Annotated in this window: 20 protein-coding genes; 12 read left to right on the top strand and 8 right to left on the bottom strand. The window is 43.9% G+C overall.

The genetic code is table 11. The annotated features are described in order from the left end of the window. Positions 1 to 63 precede the first annotated feature (63 nt). Positions 64 to 1,152, bottom strand: coding sequence for a DUF6076 domain-containing protein (locus P0092_RS15195; protein WP_004616729.1), 1,089 nt, complete (start codon positions 1,150 to 1,152; stop codon positions 64 to 66). Between the two features lie 168 nt (positions 1,153 to 1,320). On the opposite strand from P0092_RS15195, the gene P0092_RS15190 reads away from it, so the two are divergent. The 11 genes from P0092_RS15190 (at position 1,321) to tnpA (ending at position 12,509) form a co-directional block, all read left to right on the top strand. Then, entirely contained in the window at positions 1,321 to 2,445 is a 1,125-nt protein-coding gene (locus P0092_RS15190; RefSeq protein ID WP_004616731.1) for an AAA family ATPase, read from the top strand. Between the two features lie 218 nt (positions 2,446 to 2,663). After that, complete coding sequence (locus P0092_RS15185) at positions 2,664 to 2,969, top strand: plasmid mobilization protein (RefSeq protein ID WP_004616733.1); 306 nt, start codon at positions 2,664 to 2,666, stop codon at positions 2,967 to 2,969. Beyond that, positions 2,969 to 4,351 (top strand): relaxase/mobilization nuclease domain-containing protein, encoded by a 1,383-nt coding sequence (locus P0092_RS15180; RefSeq protein WP_004616735.1) that lies wholly within the window; start codon positions 2,969 to 2,971, stop codon positions 4,349 to 4,351. Before P0092_RS15185 ends, P0092_RS15180 begins: the two co-directional genes overlap by 1 nt. A 12-nt stretch (positions 4,352 to 4,363) precedes the next feature. Further along, the gene (locus tag P0092_RS15175) at positions 4,364 to 4,657 is read left to right on the top strand and encodes a hypothetical protein (RefSeq protein ID WP_004616737.1); all 294 of its coding nucleotides are present in this window, start codon (positions 4,364 to 4,366) and stop codon (positions 4,655 to 4,657) included. A gap of 81 nt (positions 4,658 to 4,738) precedes the next feature. Next, a complete protein-coding gene (locus tag P0092_RS15170; protein ID WP_004616739.1) occupies positions 4,739 to 6,442 on the top strand; it encodes a recombinase family protein in 1,704 nt (567 codons plus the stop codon). 250 nt (positions 6,443 to 6,692) lie between these two features. Further along, entirely contained in the window at positions 6,693 to 7,187 is a 495-nt protein-coding gene (gene nuoE, locus P0092_RS15165) for an NADH-quinone oxidoreductase subunit NuoE (protein WP_004616742.1), read from the top strand. Between the two features lie 17 nt (positions 7,188 to 7,204). After that, entirely contained in the window at positions 7,205 to 7,771 is a 567-nt protein-coding gene (locus P0092_RS15160) for an ATP-binding protein (RefSeq protein ID WP_004616744.1), read from the top strand. After that, positions 7,755 to 8,126, top strand: a complete 372-nt coding sequence (locus tag P0092_RS15155; protein WP_004616747.1) for a (2Fe-2S) ferredoxin domain-containing protein — start codon at positions 7,755 to 7,757, stop codon at positions 8,124 to 8,126. The genes P0092_RS15160 and P0092_RS15155 overlap by 17 nt, the downstream gene beginning before the upstream one ends. A gap of 45 nt (positions 8,127 to 8,171) precedes the next feature. Then, positions 8,172 to 9,965 carry an NADH-quinone oxidoreductase subunit NuoF gene (nuoF, locus tag P0092_RS15150; RefSeq protein WP_004616749.1) on the top strand — a complete coding sequence of 598 codons (1,794 nt, stop codon included), beginning with the start codon at positions 8,172 to 8,174 and terminating at the stop codon, positions 9,963 to 9,965. 19 nt (positions 9,966 to 9,984) lie between these two features. After that, positions 9,985 to 11,736 carry an NADH-dependent [FeFe] hydrogenase, group A6 gene (locus P0092_RS15145; RefSeq protein ID WP_004616751.1) on the top strand — a complete coding sequence of 584 codons (1,752 nt, stop codon included), beginning with the start codon at positions 9,985 to 9,987 and terminating at the stop codon, positions 11,734 to 11,736. 317 nt (positions 11,737 to 12,053) lie between these two features. Beyond that, positions 12,054 to 12,509 (top strand): IS200/IS605 family transposase, encoded by a 456-nt coding sequence (gene tnpA, locus P0092_RS15140; protein WP_004616633.1) that lies wholly within the window; start codon positions 12,054 to 12,056, stop codon positions 12,507 to 12,509. A gap of 224 nt (positions 12,510 to 12,733) precedes the next feature. On the opposite strand, the gene P0092_RS15135 is transcribed toward tnpA, so the two are convergent. The 5 genes from P0092_RS15135 to P0092_RS15115 all read right to left on the bottom strand — a co-directional run bounded on the left by P0092_RS15135 (position 12,734) and on the right by P0092_RS15115 (position 17,750). Continuing rightward, on the bottom strand, positions 12,734 to 14,692 hold the full coding sequence (locus P0092_RS15135) for an ABC transporter permease (RefSeq protein WP_004616754.1): 1,959 nt from the start codon (positions 14,690 to 14,692) through the stop codon (positions 12,734 to 12,736). Continuing rightward, positions 14,682 to 15,440 carry an ABC transporter ATP-binding protein gene (locus P0092_RS15130; protein ID WP_004616756.1) on the bottom strand — a complete coding sequence of 253 codons (759 nt, stop codon included), beginning with the start codon at positions 15,438 to 15,440 and terminating at the stop codon, positions 14,682 to 14,684. Before P0092_RS15130 ends, P0092_RS15135 begins: the two co-directional genes overlap by 11 nt. A 69-nt stretch (positions 15,441 to 15,509) precedes the next feature. Further along, entirely contained in the window at positions 15,510 to 16,523 is a 1,014-nt protein-coding gene (locus tag P0092_RS15125; protein ID WP_004616757.1) for a sensor histidine kinase, read from the bottom strand. Beyond that, positions 16,520 to 17,182, bottom strand: coding sequence for a response regulator transcription factor (locus P0092_RS15120; RefSeq protein WP_040758241.1), 663 nt, complete (start codon positions 17,180 to 17,182; stop codon positions 16,520 to 16,522). The genes P0092_RS15125 and P0092_RS15120 overlap by 4 nt, the downstream gene beginning before the upstream one ends. A gap of 193 nt (positions 17,183 to 17,375) precedes the next feature. Further along, positions 17,376 to 17,750, bottom strand: a complete 375-nt coding sequence (locus tag P0092_RS15115; protein ID WP_004616760.1) for a DUF6076 domain-containing protein — start codon at positions 17,748 to 17,750, stop codon at positions 17,376 to 17,378. 396 nt (positions 17,751 to 18,146) lie between these two features. On the opposite strand from P0092_RS15115, the gene P0092_RS22165 reads away from it, so the two are divergent. Then, positions 18,147 to 18,311: a plasmid mobilization protein gene (locus P0092_RS22165; protein WP_117407365.1), complete on the top strand. Its 165-nt coding sequence runs from the start codon at positions 18,147 to 18,149 to the stop codon at positions 18,309 to 18,311. On the opposite strand, the gene P0092_RS15110 is transcribed toward P0092_RS22165, so the two are convergent. Beyond that, positions 18,294 to 19,349: a hypothetical protein gene (locus tag P0092_RS15110; protein WP_004616762.1), complete on the bottom strand. Its 1,056-nt coding sequence runs from the start codon at positions 19,347 to 19,349 to the stop codon at positions 18,294 to 18,296. The two genes, P0092_RS22165 and P0092_RS15110, sit on opposite strands and share 18 nt — an antisense overlap. Beyond that, on the bottom strand, positions 19,342 to 19,830 hold the full coding sequence (locus P0092_RS15105; RefSeq protein ID WP_004616764.1) for an RNA polymerase sigma factor: 489 nt from the start codon (positions 19,828 to 19,830) through the stop codon (positions 19,342 to 19,344). The genes P0092_RS15110 and P0092_RS15105 overlap by 8 nt, the downstream gene beginning before the upstream one ends. Between the last annotated feature and the right edge of the window lie 25 nt (positions 19,831 to 19,855).

The raw sequence follows: 19,855 nt of genomic DNA, 5'->3' as shown, positions 1-19,855 counted from the left end.
AGGCTGTTCCAACGGGAGCAGTCTTTGTTGTTTTGCATAGAGAATTGCTAAACACGTACCCCATTAATCCACCTTGATTTTCTCCAGCATTTCTTCACCCGTAATTTTCCCATCAAGATAATCGCTCCGAGCCTGCCGCGCCAGCTTTGCCCACTGGGCATATTCCTCCGAGGACATGTCCTTGCCGCTAAACTCTTCCGGCAATTTATTGTCCGCACGGTAACGGCGAGAGTAAACCTTGTTGTACAAGGTCAGAAACGCAAGCAAATAATCGTTACCCTGCATGCCCTGATCATAAAACAGCTTTGCTCCAACCTGTTTACATGTACAATTACCATTATAAGGCCGGTCGCAAAAATCCCGCTTACGTTTATCGGTCAATACAAAATAGCGGCTGCACAGTTTGCATCGCTTAATGAACTGTGCATTTTTAAGCATCTCGGTAAACTCAAAATAAAGCAGCTCATCCAGATATTCAAAGAGATAGTATGGCATCAGGCTGACACCCTCACCATCCTGGTGCATGATTTCCAAAAGCTCGTCTGTTTCCCGTAGATTCCAATCATGGATATCCTTAAGCGTATCCATATCCACCTTGCCATTTTTCTTCGGCAGCAGCTCGTATTTTATTTTCACAGCAGCCTCGGCAAAGCCGGGGTACTCCGATACAAACTCACAAAGCCGCTGGGACATTTCCTTGTCCGAGCGGCTTTCTTTATCCAAACAGGTGGTGACCGCTTTCGTGCATACCTCCTGTAGTTCTAAAATGTGTTCCAATTCCTCTATGCAAATTGCAAGGGGTCTGAGCAAGGCAGCCTCAAATTCGTCTTTGGCATAGATGGGTTCTTTTAAAATGTTGTTCAGCAAGCCCACCAAGAAGAAATAGACATAGCGGTGCTTGCCCGCAATAGTTTGCGCAACATCAAATATTTTGCTTCTGATTGTCTGATAGTTCGCCATAGTGAGCGGAATGGACTTCGTTTCAGTGAACAGTGTTGTGTATTCTTCTAAATCCATTTCTACAAATTCAATTAGCCCATTCCCAATAAACTTTTGCGCGTACTGAGTCACCTTGTCCGGATAGGCGTAAGCCATGGAGTAAATCAGCTTATCACTTCCCTCGAAAATTTTAATCAGTGGGTACTGTTCCATAGGCACTCCTCTCGCAAATAATCGATTTTCTGCAAAACGGCATTTCTGCGATTCGCTGTGTATTTCTGTTTCTGGATATAGGACAATGGTATCACAAGGAATAGAAGTTTTCAATATTCGATTTATTGCACATCTCAAAGCAAATTGAATTAAGAGGAGGAATCGCAAATGTCAAAAAAGTTAGAAACCATGGATGCGGAAACTTTGATGACCACACCCATGGAGCCGCTGAAGTTCATTGTCAGCGGTCTGTTGCCCGAAGGACTACATGTGCTGGCAGGTTCACCGAAAATAGGCAAGAGCTGGCTGGCGCTGTGGATCTGCTTACAGGTGGCAAAGGGCGAAAAGGTATGGGGGTTTGAAACTCTGAAAAGCGAAGTCCTGTATCTCTGCTTAGAGGACAGCTTCGCCCGTATCCAAAGCAGGCTGTTTGAAATTACCGATGAAGCACCGGCGACACTTCAACCGGCGACACTTCACTTTGCCATTATGAGCGATGCTATCGGCCATGGTTTGGAACATCAGATTGAAAACTTTATCAAAGAGCATCCCGACATAGGATTGATTGTGATTGACACCCTGCAAAAGGTTCGCAAAACCGTTTCCGCAAATGTCAATCCCTATGCCTCCGATTATGATGACATCAGCGCACTGAAGCAAATTGCGGACCGTCACCATCTTGCCATCCTGCTCGTACATCATCTTAGAAAAACAGGCGATGCTGATCCGCTCAATATGATTTCGGGCACCAGCGGTATTGCAGGTGGTGCAGATACAAACTTTGTACTGCAAAAAGACAAGCGAACTGAAAACACGGCAAAGCTGATTTGCACGGGCAGAGATATTGAGGGGCGGGAACTGTTCTTGGAGTTCAACAAGAACAAATTTTTATGGGAGCTGCTGGAACCGATTGAAATAGAGCAGCTGATCATACCGGATGAAATTTTTCTTCTCTGTGATTTTATAAAATCGGCAGGCAGCTTCACCGGGACGGCAACCGAGCTGATAGAAAACTTGAATCTGGATTGCAGCCCCGCAATTCTGAAGAAGAGAATCATTAAGCACATGGAGCATCTGGGTAGAAATAGAATTCATTATTCCGAGAACAGGACTTTTGAGCGACGAGAGTTCACTCTCTGCTATGACGGCAATGACGATATGACGGTAGAATCAAGCCCCCAAAACTTGCCGTCTTTGCCGTCAGCACCGTCACAGGGCTGCAATCTCGCTACCGTTGCCCCCTGTTCGCCCCTGTGTGGCGAGAATGACGGCGGAGTGGATAACTCCACCTAACCCGAATAAAACCGCAAATTGAGCCACTGCCCGGGACAACTTCGGATTTGCACTTATTTCAGATAAAACGAGGGCGTTTCGGCTACATTTCTCACCCCTTGGGTGAGGCGAGCAGAGCGTCGGGCTATACGCCCGCCACAGCTCGCTCGGGGCAGAAGCCCCGGCCCCCACTTTATGGAGCGCCGTTGGCGCAATGAAAATTCAAAGGAGAACCGCCAATGAAAAAGAAACCCTTTGCCTTTCGCATCAGCGAAAGCACCTATCAATCCCTGAAACGAAAAGCCAAGCGTGGCCATGTTACCATGACGGAATTTTTAGAACGAGCCATAACCGATAAAGATATTGTCGTAGTAGATGGAGTACAGGAGCTCATTAATGAGCTAAAAGCCATCGGCAGAAACCTCAATCAGCTTACCACTCTGGCTAATATGGATAGGATAAATATCGTTTATCTCTCCGAAACCAAGGCACAGCTAAGCGATATCTATGAAAAGCTGTCCGCACTTTGCCAGGTGAATCGGTAATGGCAACGGTTAACTTCATCCCCTGTAAAAAGCAAAATGCCTTCTCCATGCGAAATGAAATCGAATATATTTTGCAGGATTTCAAGGTGTGCATCGAACCGGAGAAATTCAATTGTGACCACACCGTCAACTACCAAACCTATTCCACCGATGCGGATAAGACCGGCTGTATCCGCTTAATCTCCGGCAAGGATTGCTGTCCCGAAACAGCGTTTCAAGAATTCATGGCAACCAAGAACAGCTTTAAAAAGGCTGACCAAACCATGTTCTATCACTACGACCAAGCCTTTAAGGATGGCGAAACCATCTCACCCAAAACCGCTCATGAGATTGCTGTTAAATTTGCGGAGGATAATTATCCGGATTTTGAGGTGGTTATCGCCACTCACGTAGATAATGAGCATCTGCATTCTCATTTTATTATCAACTCGGTCAGCTTTAAAACAGGAAAGAAATTGCATCAAGGCCCCAAAACACTATTAAAGCTTCGGGCATATTCAGACCAAATTTGTCAGCAATATGGGCTGACTACTCTGGAACCGTACACAGGCGGCAAGGCCCAAAGTCTCGCCTCCCGGGAATACCGCGCTGCCGCCAAGGGACAGAGTTGGAAGTTTTCGTTGATGAACGCAATTGATACTGCGATGAAAATCAGCAGCACAAAAAAAGATTTTATTGAAAATATGGAGCGACAGGGCTATGCCGTTAGATGGGAGAACAGCAGAAAATACATCACTTACACCTGCCCCAACACCATGTCCTGCCGGGATTTGAAGCTCCATGACGCCCGCTATTTAAAGGAGATGATGGAGCGTGAATTTGAGTTTAGAAGAATTGAAACAGCGCAACGCAGGCTCGCAGCCAGTCGAACCGATTCCCCAGCAGCCATTGCAGAACAGCCCGTCTTGTCCTCTGACACAGGAGAAGCTGGACAACCTGTTCTACAATCAAGGACTGATTTGGGATGGAATCGAGAACTTGGAGAAACAGCAGAAAACCTTACAACAGCAGCTCCACAGCATCAAAACCCAACTGAACAGTCTACCTGCGGGGTCGGAGCTGGAGCAAATCAGCAAGAGCCTACTGCAGATACAGCAGACGTTGTCACAGGCTGGGAAACAGAAAGAGAAGCATTTTTCTCTGCCGAAGCTGCGGCTGCCGCACCTGACATGGACGCCGCTGTGGATCGTCATTCCCTTGACCTTGCTGGCATTGGCGGCAGTGTGGTTCAGCTGGGGCGCGCTTTGGAACGGCTGGACAACCCTGTTCCCCTAAAGAATGCCTCCACGAAACCACCGCAGCATACCGGCAGGAAGAAGAAATTAGCGGTCGGTCAAAAGGAAGATGACCACAGCGGGCACGATTTTGAAATGAAGATGTAAAGGAGATGCGATATGACAAACGAGAAATTAGCGGCACAGCATTATCTGAAAACCAATATTCTCGGCGCTTACGAAACCGCCGATATCATTTGGCAAAGCGACAGCGAGGGCACCTCTCACCGCACCTTTGCAGACAGCTTTGTTTACACAGACGAATCCTCTCACACCATTGAACGGGATATGGTGGTGGAGGACAGAGTGTTCCGTGTACATTCCGTGTTCCCGGTAAAAAGTGTTTCTACTCCCACAAAAAAGATGCTTTCGGTGATTGAAAGCGACCTCGAAAAAGCGCTTAAAAACGCTTGATTTCAATAGACTTGTGGAACCTGTTGCGGTATGCTTAGGTTACCGTATTCAGTTTGCCACAACAAGAAGGAGGATTTTTATATGATGGCAAACAACGAAAAATATACCATACTGTACGGCAGACTGAGCCAGGAGGATGACCGGGAAGGCGAAAGCAACAGCATCCAGAATCAGCGTCTGATTCTCACCAGGTACGCAGAGGAAAAGGGCTTCGAGAATATTCGTTTTCTGTTCGATGACGGTTTCAGCGGAACAAACTTTAATCGTCCTTCGTGGAATGAGATTATGGAATTGATTGAAAGCGGGCAGGTGGAAACCCTCATTGTCAAGGACATGAGCCGCCTGGGCAGGGATTATCTGCAGACCGGCTTTCTCATGGAGCATACTTTTCCCAACCACAATGTTCGGTTCATTGCCATCAATGATGCGGTGGACACGCTCTATGGGGACAACGACTTTGCGCCGTTCCGGAACTTATTTAATGATTTTTATGCAAAGGACTGCAGTAAAAAGATTCGATCGGTGAAGAAAGCACAGGCTGAGCGCGGAGAACGAGTTGGAACAAGACCGCCCTATGGGTATAAAAAAGACGAGAGCAATCCCAAAAAGATTGTTCCCGATCCGGAAGCCGCTGAAGTTGTCAAGCATATTTTCAAGATGTGTGCCGAGGGCAGAGGGCCCAAGCAAATCGCAAGGCAACTCACGGAAGAACAGGTGGTAAATCCAAGCAATTACTATTTTAATCAGACAGGAGTGGCATTGACGAACTTGGATACCACCAGGCCTTACAGGTGGAGGGATAACTCCATCGTCAATATTTTGGACGATGAAACCTATCTCGGACACACGGTCAGCATGAAGCACACTACCGCATCCTATAAAAACAAAAAGCAGATTATCCGCCCGGAATCCGAATGGCTGAGGTTTGAGAACACCCATGAGGGCATCATCGATCAAGAAATTTGGGACATCGCCCATACGGTTCGGGAACACAAAAAGCGTCCGCGAAAGCATATGGAGAACCCCAACCCTTACTCGGGACTTGTATTCTGCGTCGATTGTGGAAAGCCTTTGGTTCTGCATCGTGCTCACACCATGGACGAGAGCAAAAACAATTTCGCCTGCTCCACCTACAAGCAGTATGGCAAGGAAACCTGCTCAGCCCATTACATCCGGGAAAGCCAGCTTGCTACGGTGATTTTGGATGACCTGAAGCGTGTTACCCACTTTGCAAGGCAAGACGAAATGCTGTTTGCAGAGTGCATCAACCGCAAAAACACTGTCGATACGAGAAAAGAAATCACTGCGCTGCAAAAAGAGCTGGAGGTTATGCGCAAAAGGGATTTGGAGCTTACCGCACTTTTCAAACGACTCTATGAGGACAATGTGCTGGGGCGTATACCGGATGAGCACTATAGAACCCTGTCCGATGAGTACACCGCAGAACAGAAAGCCCTGCGGGAACGTATGCCAAAGGCTGAAGTGAGAATGGATAAACTCAAGAACGCCCTTACCAACGTGGACAGGTTTATTGAAAAGGCGAAAAAGTATACCGACATTACCGAACTGACGCCGGAACTACTTCGGATGTTTATTGCAAAAGTTGTGGTAGGCGAAAAGGCTGAGAAATACTCCCGCACTGCTCCGCAAGATATTTGGATTCACTATCGTGATATTGGGATGCTGAACGATGTCAAAGAAGAATTCGATATTCCATCCATGGAAAAGTTCTACGGAATCGACGATGAAATGATGTTTGATGATGAGCTGCCAGCTGCAATTTAAGGCATAACAAAAGGCGGACAGCCGAAACTGTCCGCCTTATACCCCGCATTTTAGGTGGTTCATAAAGTATCCTTATGAATACCCGCGCAATGCTCAGGGTACTTTTTTTTGGCCCTAAAATCCAATAAATTTTACCGTATCCATAATTAATTAAATTTTTAACAATCTTGTTGAATATGTTGTCTGGTTTTGTTATAATATTAACATATATTGTGAATATATTAACACATACTAAAGGGAGGTTTGGCTAATGAGTGAAAACAAGTGCTGCTGTGGCTGCACAGATGAAAATAGCTTGAAACTCGGAAAAATTATTGATAAGTACAAAGAAACAAGAGGTGCTTTAATTCCGGTACTTCATGAAGTTCAAGAAGTATATGGTTATTTACCGGAAGATGTATTGAAGGAAATTTCCGAGAAGCTTAATGTTTCACTAGCTGAAATATATGGAGTAGTTACTTTCTATACTCAATTCTCATTAAATCCAAAAGGTCGATTCAAAATTAATATCTGTATGGGTACAGCTTGCTATGTAAAGGGTTCAGGAGATATTCTTGACAAATTTAAGCAGAAACTGGGAATCGATGTAGGACAGTGTACCGAAGACGGAAAGTTTTCGTTGGATGCTTGCAGATGTATAGGCGCTTGCGGACTTGCACCTGTAATTATGATAAACGATGATGTTCATGGCAGATTGGTGCCTGATGATGTCGATGCAATACTGGCGAAATACAAGGACTTATAATATAGTACGAGGTTTACATGAGGGACTTATCACTTCATATTCTTGATATAGTTCAAAATTCAATCACTGCTCAGGCAACAAAAATCAAAATACATATTTCCATAGATTCCCAAAAAGTTTATCTACTACTCAATATTAGTGATAACGGGGCAGGGATGGATTCTGATATTTTACTCAAGGCACAGGATCCCTTTTTTACGTCAAGAACCACAAGAAAAGTTGGGCTTGGAATACCATTATTAAAAGAATCTGCAATAAAGTGCAATGGAAATTTCAACATCATTTCTGAAAAAAATGGAGGAACACAAATATTAGCTGCATTTTTAATAAATCACATTGACAGGCTTCCCATAGGGGAAATAGGTGAAACCATGATAGCAGCAATATCATCAAACCCAAAGATTTCATTTGTTTTGGATTTGAATAACGGAAAAAATCTTTTCAGACTTGATACTGATGAGGTGACCAAAACCCTTGGAGATGTGAGTATTACGGAGTTTGATATCCTTATATGGTTGAAAGAGTATATTGATGAAGGTATAAAGAATATTTTTGGAGGTGTACTTAATGAAGTCGATAGCTGAATTGGATGAGATCAGAAAGATTACTTTAAACCAGTTATCTGTCAGATCCAATGAAAAAGGCATCAAAGTAGTCGTTGCAATGGCAACCTGCGGAATAGCAGCCGGAGCGAGACCGGTAATGAACAAATTTATTGAAGAAATAAACAAAAGGAATTTGGAAAACGTTACCGTATCTATTACAGGGTGTATTGGAGTTTGCAAAATGGAACCTGTAGTGGAAATACTTGACAAAGACGATAAAAAGGTAACATACGTAAATATGACTCCTGAAAAAGCTGAAAGAGTAGTGCTTGAGCATATTGTAAACGGTAACGTATGTACTGACCTGACCATAGGTGCCCAGGAGGGCGTGTAATTAAATCTTAGTATATAACTCAAAACTGTAAGGAGGTTTTTATAGATGCAATTATATAGAGCACATGTTCTGGTTTGTGCAGGTACAGGTTGTACATCATCAAATTCCCTGAAAATTATGGATGAAATGGAAGCACTACTTGCAAGCAACGGGCTGGAAAGTGAAGTTAAGATAGTTAAAACAGGTTGTTTCGGTCTTTGTGCTGAAGGACCTATAGTAGTTGTATATCCTGAAGGAGCAATGTACACAAGAGTTGAGGTTTCTGATGCAAAAGAAATCGTTGAAGAGCATCTGTTGAAGGGACGTATAGTTAAGCGTCTACTGGCTGGTGAAAAGGAATCTGAAGATATTTCCAAATCACTGGAAGGTGTGGATTTCTTTAACAGACAAATGCGTATTGCATTAAGAAACTGTGGGCGTATAAATCCTGAGGATATCAACGAATACATAGCTTTTGACGGATATAAGGCACTTGAAAAAGTATTAACTGAAATGACTCCTGAAGCTGTAATAGATACAATGAAAAAGTCAGGACTCAGAGGAAGAGGGGGCGGAGGCTTCCCAACAGGAATGAAGTGGGATTTTGCAGCAAAACAGACAGCTGAACAGAAATATGTATGCTGTAATGCCGACGAAGGTGACCCGGGAGCATTTATGGACAGAAGTGTTTTAGAGGGTGACCCCCACTCTGTAATAGAGGCTATGTCTATAGCAGGTTTCGCCATTGGAGCAACACAAGGATATATATATGTAAGAGCAGAGTATCCTATCGCAGTTAAGAGATTGCAGATGGCAATTGATCAGGCTGTAGAATACGGAATTTTAGGAGACAATGTACTGGGAACAGGACATAAGTTTAATCTTGAAATAAGACTTGGTGCGGGAGCGTTTGTTTGCGGTGAAGAAACTGCACTTATGACCTCAATAGAAGGTCATAGAGGTGAACCAAGACCAAGACCTCCATTTCCGGCAGTAAAAGGACTATGGGGCAAACCTACTATTCTGAACAATGTAGAAACTTATGCAAATGTACCGGTTATTATATTAAAAGGTGCTGATTGGTTCTCCGGCATAGGAACTGAAAAGAGCAAAGGAACAAAGGTATTTGCTCTTGGAGGAAAAATAAACAACACAGGATTGGTTGAGGTTCCTATGGGTACTACTTTGAGAGAAGTAGTTTACGATATAGGTGGAGGTATACCTAAAGGTAAAAAATTCAAAGCAGCACAGACCGGAGGACCTTCGGGCGGATGTATTCCTACAGAACATCTGGATACTCCTATTGATTATGATTCACTTATTGCCCTTGGCTCTATGATGGGCTCAGGTGGACTTATAGTAATGGATGAGGACAATTGTATGGTTGATATCGCTAAGTTCTTCCTTGAATTTACGGTTGATGAATCCTGCGGTAAATGTCCGCCATGTCGTATAGGAACAAAACGTATGCTGGAAATATTGGAAAGAATAACTGAAGGTAAGGGTGAAGCAGGAGATATTGAAAAGCTTGAACTGTTGGCTAAAAATATTAAGGCATCTGCTCTTTGCGGACTTGGTCAGACCGCTCCTAACCCGATTTTGAGTACATTGAAATATTTCAGAGACGAGTACGAGGCTCATGTATTTGACAAAAAATGTCCTGCGGGTGTTTGTAAATCAATGATGAAGTACACTGTTGAGGCTAGTAAGTGTAAGAGCTGCGGAATCTGTGCAAAGGTTTGTCCTATGAGCTGTATAAAGGGTGAAAAGAAGGTTCCTTACGTTATAGATAATACAAAATGTGCTAAGTGCGGCGTCTGTATGGAAAAATGTCCGTTCAAGGCAATTTCAAAGGGATAAGGGAGGAGAGTGAAATAAAATGTCAACTGTTAATATTACAATAGACGGTAAGAAACTTCAGGTTGAACAAGGCATAACAATATTAGAGGCAGCCAGACAGGCTAGTATAAAGATACCTACACTTTGCTTCCTCAAGGATATCAATGAAATAGGTGCATGCAGAATGTGTCTGGTTGAGATAAAGGGTGCAAGAGCATTACAGGCGTCTTGTGTATATCCTGTAGCAGAAGGTCTTGAAATTTATACTCAGAGTCCGGCTGTGAGAGAAGCAAGAAAGGTAACTTTGGAGCTTATCCTTTCCAACCATGACAAGAAATGTCTTACCTGTGTAAGAAGTAAAAACTGCGAGCTTCAAAGCTTAGCTGAAGAACTAAATATTAAAGATATCAGATTTGAAGGTGCTTCTACAAATCTTCCTTTAGACGATTTTTCACCTTCTATCGTAAGAGATCCAAATAAATGTGTACTGTGCAGACGTTGTGTAAGCATGTGTAAAAACATTCAGACTGTCTCTGTTATCAGTGCAACTGAAAGAGGCTTTAAATCAGCTATTTCATGTGCTTTCGACAGATCGTTGGAAGAAGTTCCATGTACAATGTGCGGACAATGTATAAGCGTTTGTCCTGTCGGAGCTTTGAGAGAGAAGGATGACACTGAAAAAGTGTGGTCTGCACTGGCCAACCAGGAACTTCATGTTGTAGTACAGACAGCTCCTGCGGTTCGTGTTGCTCTGGGAGAGGAATTCGGACTTCCAATAGGAACAAGAGTAACCGGAAAAATGGTTGCTGCTTTGAACCATATGGGATTTGCAAAGGTATTTGATACAGATACTGCTGCAGATCTTACAATAATGGAAGAAGGCACTGAGCTGCTAAACAGAATTAAAAACGGCGGAAAGCTCCCTGTTATAACCTCTTGTAGTCCGGGGTGGATAAAGTTCTGTGAGCATAATTATCCGGAATTCCTTGAAAACCTATCCTCCTGTAAATCACCACACCAGATGTTTGGTGCGGTGTTAAAAACCTACTATGCTGAAAAAATGGGTATAGATGTCAAAAAAATATTTGTAGTATCAGTAATGCCATGTACAGCAAAGAAATTTGAAGCACAAAGACCAGAACTTTCCGCAACAGGCTTGCCGGATGTAGATGTAGTTATAACAACCAGAGAACTAGCAAGAATGATAAAGGAATCTGGTATTGATTTTAACAATCTGGAAGACAAGGATTTTGATGATCCTATGGGTAATGCAACAGGAGCCGGAGTAATATTCGGTGCAACCGGAGGAGTTATGGAAGCAGCTTTGAGAACAGTATCTGAAATAGTTGCAGGTAAATCCTTTGATGATATTGAATATGCTGCTGTAAGAGGTATAGAAGGTATCAAGGAAGCAACAGTTGCTATAGGAGATATGAAAGTTAAAGCAGCAGTTGCAAATGGCCTCGGTAGTGCAAGAAAGCTGCTGGACAGTATAAAGGCAGGGGAAGCTTCCTATGACTTCGTTGAAATAATGGCCTGTCCCGGTGGATGCGTAAACGGTGGTGGACAGCCGATACAGCCTTCTTCGGTAAGAAGCTGGACTGACTTGCGTGCAGAACGTGCAAAGGCTATTTATGAAGAAGATGCAAGTCTTCCAATCAGAAAGTCACATGAAAACCCTGTAATCAAAGAAATGTATGACAAATATTTCGGAAAACCGGGAAGCCATAAGGCACATGAAGTTTTGCACACACATTATATTTCAAGGGAAAATTATCCAGTTAAGGATTAAAAATTAGATACAAAAAAGATGCCGGACATAAAGGCAGGAAGTCACAAGGACAAATTATGAACCTGCCACATAAGGCGAACTGAATACGGAGAGAAAATGCCTCATTCCCAAGAAGCCTTCTGGGAATGAGGCATTTTCATTTATTATGGGCTTTAGCCTGTTGAGCATTAGGCGAGTTTCTCGCAAGAGAAATGAGTCATGCGAAACAATAAACCACCTGCTATGCGGGTGGCGACAAAAAGTTATACAAAAAAATCACCTAACCGTTAAAATAGAGTTGTTCAAGCTACTAGTTTAACTAAAGAAAGGTGATTTCAATGGCAATAAAACAAAATAATTTAGCACATACCAAATGGATGTGTAAGTATCATATTGTGTTCACTCCAAAGTATAGACGAAAAGTAATTTATAATCAATACAAGCAAAGTATAAGAGAAATATTAAAGAGACTGTGCAATTACAAGGGAGTTGAAATAATAGAAGGGCATCTAATGCCAGACCATATACACATGTTAGTAAGTATACCGCCTAAAATAAGTGTATCAAGTTTCATGGGATATCTAAAAGGAAAAAGTGCATTAATGATATTTGATATGCATGCAAACTTAAAATATAAGTTTGGAAATAGACACTTTTGGGCAGAGGGATTTTATGTGAGTACTGTAGGACTCAATGAGGCAACTATTAAGAAGTATATACAAGAGCAAGAAAAGCACGATATTATGGTAGATAAACTAAGCGTGAAAGAGTATGAAGACCCCTTTAAGGGGTAGCCAGTAGTACGTTTGTCCCTTCAGGGGTAGCAAAAGCGGCAAGGGCAATAATAGCTTGAACAAAGTGAAAGCCAGCGTCTTTAGGCGCTGGCCGGTAACAAGCCCTTATAGGGCTATCACAAGCCACCCGTTTTACGGGTGGTCATGACTATTTGTCCAGCAACTTGAGACTTCTCCGGTAAAGGGGAATCTGACAGCGTCGTATTTTGCTTTTAATGCTAAACTTATGAAGAAGGATCTTTATGCGCCCGGCAAACGTTTCTTTTTAAGTTTACATACGAGGCTGCGATGTAGATGGCAAACACCGAAAAGAATATGGCAAGCGTTGCGCCGACAACAAGGAAAATCTGAGCGATACCCTGAAACACACCGGGGTCTAAAGCCATGCACAGAAAAAATATGAAGATACTGCTGATTACCACAGCGGGAAATATGGGCAGTACGTAATATACTGCAAACTGCCTGCGAAGCGCGTTGTTTAAATACTTTTTATCAGCTCCAAGCATATGTAGAGTGGCATATTGGTTCTGATAGCTTTTCATTTCGCTGAGGATCTGGAACGCCAAAACGGTCGCCGAGACGATCAGCAGCACCAGCGCCACATAAAACAGCGGAAAGACAATGACCGCGTATAACGACGCGTTCTGCTCCTTCACAACTTCTTTGGAGTAAATCATATCATAACCGACATCGTGATTGTTTTCATGCCGGTCCATGCGTATCGTGTCCAGCGTCTTGTACTCAGTCGTGGTTACGGGAACATCGGTCATAGCTACATAGGCACTGTGAGATACCGGCAGCGTTTTTGCGATTTCATCGGGAACCACAAGGATAAAACCGCTGCCGTTTCCATTCCAGCTCTGCTGGGTAAAAGTTTCGTGATATACCGAGCCCCTGACCAGCGTTCTGTCGTCGATTTGGACAGTTTCGTTATACTGTTCTAAAGGCTTTGCAAGATAATCCAGACACTGGATGATATATTCTCCCTCAGGCAGCGCAACTTTTTGATATCCAAGCATGTCCCTGATTTTGGTGTAGTCTGAAAACGCTATTATGGTATCGTAATCATAGGCACGGAAGTCATCCCGGTAAGGACCGACATACCGGGTTACAGAGTCGCTATCCAGCTTGTAAACATTGTACTGCCATTCGCTTTTTACATTAAGATTCCTATCAATATATTTCCTGTAATCGGTAAAATCCGTTGCTTGTTCCGAGCCTATATAGATGCTGTGAGCGGTTTCAAGCTCCGCATTTCGCATAAAAAGTTGGTTGAAGGACAAGCCGGTCCCAACTGCAATCAGCGTTGCGGTCAGCAAGATGGATATAACCGACAGCGTAATTCCCATGCTGCCGACCTTAGACGTAAGAGAGCGAAAGACGTAAAGAGTATTACCGCCGTACTTCTTCCTCTCATGCTTTTCAAAATAGGCCGCTATTCCAGAAGAAAAGCTGATGTAAAAAGTAAACAGGAAAAAGATGATGACAAAGGCCCCGATCAGGCTAAGCGTTGCATCGTAGGTGATCAGCAGTCCGATTCCGGCAACTCCGCTCGTCATCGAAGCGACGAAGAGCTTCTTACGTTTTTTGCTGTCGGGAGCAAGCTCTTTCTCATTATATTGATCCATATAAATCAGGTCGCTAATTTTAGATTTCTTGATTTTTCTCCGATTCAAAAAAAGCGCCACTATAAAGATCACCGCAAAATAAACAAAGGTGAGTAGCGCTGCGGACAGGGAAAACACATAGCTGAAGTGGTACTGTATCTCATATAAGCGCAGCAGCATCGCCCGAAGCCCCTGATATAGGAGGTTCCCGGTGAGCAAACCAATTAGCAGAGCCACTGCCCCGATGATGAGGTTTTCCATGAAAAACAGGTTAACGATTCTTTTTCGCTCAATGCCAAGTAAGAGGTAAGTGCCGAATTCCCGGCTGCGGCGTTTCATCATAAAACGCATGGTGTAAAAGACAAGCCAGCCGATGATGCACACAACTACAAAGCTGGCGATGCCAATCATCAAAGGCAAGGTGTCCAGAAGTTTGGAAAGGCTTCTTATTTCCTGCGAAAAAACAAGGGCGTTAAAGGCAAAGATCAGCGAGGCAGCAATGGCAATGGTGATAAAGTAAATAAAATAGTCTTTCATCTGCCGGGCTGCATTGCGCAGAGAGAGTTTAGAGAGCATCGTCTGTGTCACCTCCCAGAACGGAGAGCACATCAAGAATCTCGTGGAAAAATTCCCTGCGCGGCTTGTCGCCATGATACAGTTCGTTAAAAAGCCGCCCATCTTTCAAAAAGATAATGCGGTGAGCGTAGCTGGCACTGAACGCATCATGGGTCACCATCAGAATAGTGGTCCCGTTTTCCCTGTTGATTTTTCCCATCAACTCCAGCAGGTTTTTAGAGGATTTGGAGTCCAGCGCTCCCGTGGGTTCGTCGGCCAAAATCAGGCTCTGACCGAACACCATAGCACGGGCACAGGCGCAGCGCTGCTTCTGACCTCCCGATACCTGATATGGAAATTTGGAAAGAATATCATCGATTCCAAGCTGCCTTGCAACGCTTCTCACTTTTTCCTTCACTTGCTCAGGGGGATATTCGTTTATCGTCAGAGTGATGGCGATATTTTCCTCAATAGTCAAAGTATCCAGCAGATTGAAGTCCTGAAATACAAACCCGAGCTTTTCACGGCGGAATCTCGCCAATTTTTCTTCCGGTATTTCGGAGATGTTCTCACTGTCCAGATATACATTTCCCGCACTTACTGAGTCAATTGTGGAGATGCAATTGAGTAGTGTGGTCTTTCCCGAGCCAGACGCACCCATGATGGCAATGAATTCGCCGTTCTCCACATCAAAGCTGACCCGATCCAGCGCTTTTGTTACGTTATTTTTACTGCCATAATATTTTTCAATCTGTGAAACTCTCAGCATAATCTATTCGCTCCTTCCTCCATTATGATAATACAGAAGAAGTTTTTGATGTAGCGATATTTCTTTCCGCTATCTTTCATTTTCGTAAGATAGCGGCCGCGGAAAGCAAATGGCAATCGCCGTGTATTCGTTTTCTCTTGAATCAGCCTCCAGATATACACCCAGGGCTTCGGCAAGCTTTCGGCAAAGGTACAGCCCCATGCCCGTAGAGCCTCCAAGCGCACGGCCGTTACTGCCTGTGAAGCCCTTGTCGAAGATTCGCCGCAGCTCCGATATGGGAATACCGATTCCATTATCTTTAATCGTCAGTCTTGTTCTACCGTGAGATTCTTCCGCACAGATGCGGATTACCGGTGAAGCACTTCTGTATTTGACCGCGTTTGATAAAAACTGTCCCAGCATAAATTCCACCCATTTTCCGTCGGTATAAACGAATTTGTCCAAATTTTCAGTTTCGACTCGCATATTTTTCTGTGTCAGTAAGAAGCGATACCTCGACAGTGCCTTCTTAACGGTTTCTGCAAGGGAAGTCTCCCGTATAATAAAATCCTTCTCCACGCAATCGAGCCTCGCATAGTAAAGAGCACGCTCCACATGACCTTCGATAAGCGCCAGCCGAGAACGGATTTTCCGACTGGTTTCAGATTTATTGTTTTCACAGATGAGTTCAATCGCCGTAATGGGAACCTTGATTTCATGCACCCAGTTTTCAATGTATTCTCGGTAATCCCGCTGCTTTTCCTCCGCATTAGACACGGCTTCGATCATCGACTTTCCGGAGCACTTGAAAAGCTCGAAGATTTTGCGCCCAAAATAATCATTTGGCTTGGGAGCACATTCCATAAAGAGATACTTTTGATTCAAACCGTCCATGATGGACTTTAGCTCACGAATGTGATTCCTTTGCCTGAAATAAGCGGCCACAGTCACTGCACAAAGGCCGGTTGCCCATACAATCAGAATAATAAAAACAACTCCCCAGCTTGTCCCTGTGAGGAGCAGGAAGGCAGAAAGAGCTAGCATACAAAACAAGTGCAGCAACAGGGACATAATCCGGTCGTGGATGAACTCCCCAATCTTCATATTTTATACCCCAATCCGCGCTTTGTCTTAACATAGTCCGGCAGTCCGATATTGTTCAGTTTGCCCCGCAGGCGCGTGACATTGACGCTGAGTGTATTGTCGTCAATATAGACCTGATTATCCCAGAGATATTCGATCAAGTCGGAACGGGAAACGATTTTACCGGGTGTTTTCATCAGGCAGGACAGGATTTTTGCCTCGTTTTTCGTGATATCCGCACGCTGCCCGTTGTGTTCAATCTCCCAATTGGGTAACGAAAGGGTCAGTCCATTCACCGTCAAGATATCTTTTTCGGCCTGGCCGCTCCTGCGAAGAAGCGCCTGGATACGGGCCAGCAGGATCGGCAGGTCATATGGCTTGGAGATAAAATCGTCGCCGCCGAGGCTCAGCGCTCTGAGCTCGTCCATGGAGGTGTTCCTGCTGGTGACAAAGATAACTGGGATCTGAGAGGTTTTCCGAAGTTCCGTGCAGATACGGTAGCCATCCTGTCCTGGCAGCCCAATATCTAGCAAAACAAGATCGGGCATGGTTTTTTTAATCTGTGCCTCTGTATCCGCAAAATCTTCAATGACTGCCGTATCGTATCCCGCGTTTTGTAATAGAATGGCAAGCTCATCGCTTATGCTCTTTTCGTCTTCTACAATCAGTATTTTAGCCAAGTTCTCACCGTCCTCTATTGTATCATTTCCGTTCCCATCCAAATTAGGGGGAGTAGAGTAGATAACTTCTTAAATATTCTGAATTGTGGTCTAACCCCCATAGTTCTGCCTTGTAGCCTTGATTACAAATATTAAAACCAAGCTAAGGCGGCAGATGTGTAATGAATCCTTACATACCTGTTTTTCTCTGGCTTTAATCCACTCGTACCCTTGCCAGCATTTCCACCCCGGAGATTTTACCCTCCACATAGTCACGCCTGGCCTGACTGGCGGCGGCAGACCAAGACTTGAACTGCTCCCCGGCATATTTCCCCGCCGCTCGGTATCGGCGGGAATAGACCTTGTTGTACTCGATGAGATATTGCAATAAAAACGTGTCAGCTTCAACGCCTTTTTCAAAAAACAGCTTTGCTCCCACTTGCTTGCAGGTTCGCTTGCCCTCAAACGGTCTGTCGCAAAAATTCCGCTTTCGCTTATCCGACAGCACGAAATACTGCCCGTTTTTGAGCATCTCGGCAAATTCAAAGAACAGCATCTCATCCAGATATTCGATCAGGTAATAGGGCATCAGACTTACACCCTTGACGTCCTAATGCATAATCTCCGGCAGGTCTTCCTGTTCGGTTAGCTTCCAGTCATGGATATCCCGCAGAGTGTCGATATCCACCTTAAATGCACCAGTCCGTCGCTGCCGTATAAGACCCGGATATATGGATACTGCGCCATGTTTTTTTCTTTCTGCAAATAATCAAATTTCGATAAAACCCATCATTTGCGCTCCCTGTGTACTCTGGATTTTGTCTGTACGATAATGATAGCACTGTGAATGGAAAATTTCAAATTACGATTCATTATTACGCAGGAGGTGAGTCCGATACACAGCATAAAAACCGGGGTGCTGCCCCACACCCCGTGGAACGAAAGTAGCGCATGAACCATGAAAAGCGAATAATTCAACATCCGAATGACGCCTCAGGAAAAGGAGGCGATTCTCGGCAGAGCAAAACTGGCAGGCCGAACGGCCTCGGAATTTATAATAGACACGGCGGTGAAACGGAAAATCATCGTCATCGACAGTCTGCCGGAGATGGTACACAAGCAGATAATTTGGTTATTCGGTACTTTCTAACGGAAACGTAACTCGCCAGTCGCCTTTTGTTTTCATTCCAGATGTCACAAAATCTCCATACAGTAAATATTTTGAAACATACTCCTGAGGAATGTCAAAGACGTATTCATGGTAATCAATGCGCCCCGGCTGTTCATATTGATTAGAAAAGGAGAAACTGTAATTGCAGCTGATGTCAGTGCCCGTTGCATCTTTTAAATAAAATGAACCGTGATTATCATTGTCCAGCGGTTCTTTTACGGCAGTCTGAATATGCAGTTTCCCGCCAATATAGGCAATTCCGGTTAGGTCAATGCCGTCAACAGGAAACGCTTCCATAGGGTCAGAAGGAATTAAAGCAATGGGATTCCTCTCAAAGTCCAAATAGCTTTGATAGTCCTTGCCGCCGCCACCGTTGGACGATACGGTTTGAGTTCGCTCGGCAGTAAGAATGCTGGAAAGCTCGACTGGAATCTCCAGACCATCATATTTATTTTTATGGCTTAAAAATTCCCGCACAGAAAAAGTAATTTTATCACCAGCAATGTTTTGGCTCCCCCACTCATCTATCGTAATTAAAAAGGTAGCCGTTTTTGTGTTTTGTTCATAGCCTATCAATTGACAATGGGCCGAACTATCAAAGGGACGATTGATGGAATAGCTGTCAAAGAGATCAGTGGTTCCATCAATGCGGTCTCCAGTTAAATCTTGCATTGTAACATATATTTCGGCAATGTTGTCATGAATATATGAGGAAACCACCTCCAGCTTTATACCGTTGCTCTCGCTGGATTTTTGTACCGGCATAAAAAATTGTGCCACGCTTGGAGAGACCATATACATCAGCTGATAGATGGGTTCTACTGTTGCTGCAAGTACAGGCATTGCCATCGTCAGGCAGATACACAAGGCAACCAGAGCCACAACAGGCCTTTTCAGTCGCAAAGGCTCAATGCGCTTGCTGCAATCACCATCATGAGCCGAATCTAAAATATCTTGCAGCAACTGATCTCTTGGATGAATTTGATTATTCATATGGCTATATCTTTCTTTAAACATCGTAATCCTCCTTCAGAATATTTTTGAGTAGTACCCTTGCACGGGTAAGCTGAGTTCTTACCGTGGTGTTCTTCCGCTCTAATACTTTAGCGATTTCTTCAGTAGTCATATCTTCATAGTAAAATAAATGAATGACTTCTCGATATTTTGCAGGCAATTGCTGTAATTCGTTGTAAAGATCTATGTCTTCTTTTGTTTCAAATTGCAGGGTTTCTTCCAAAGGAATAATTTTTCTTTTCCATGCAGAACCCCACAGCTTTTTGGAACAGTTGACAGTTACTTTGATAAACCATGCTTTTCTGTGGGCTTCATTTTCAAAAACCGGCTGTTTTTTTATATACCGAAAAAAGACTTCCTGAAAAATTTCGTCAGCATCGTGTCTTGTCCCTGTTCGTGCAAAGGCAAGGCGGTATACCATATTGCTATAGAACTTTATGACATCTCCAACACAATCATCCGTACGCAATGATTGTAGCTTCATATTTAAAATCCTCCTCCTTTCACCA

This window comes from Ruminiclostridium papyrosolvens DSM 2782 (assembly GCF_029318685.1).
Lineage (GTDB): Bacteria > Bacillota > Clostridia > Acetivibrionales > DSM-1351 > Ruminiclostridium > Ruminiclostridium papyrosolvens.
Note: the sequence above shows the minus strand (reverse complement) of the source record. Positions and strands in the feature narration are given on the sequence as shown.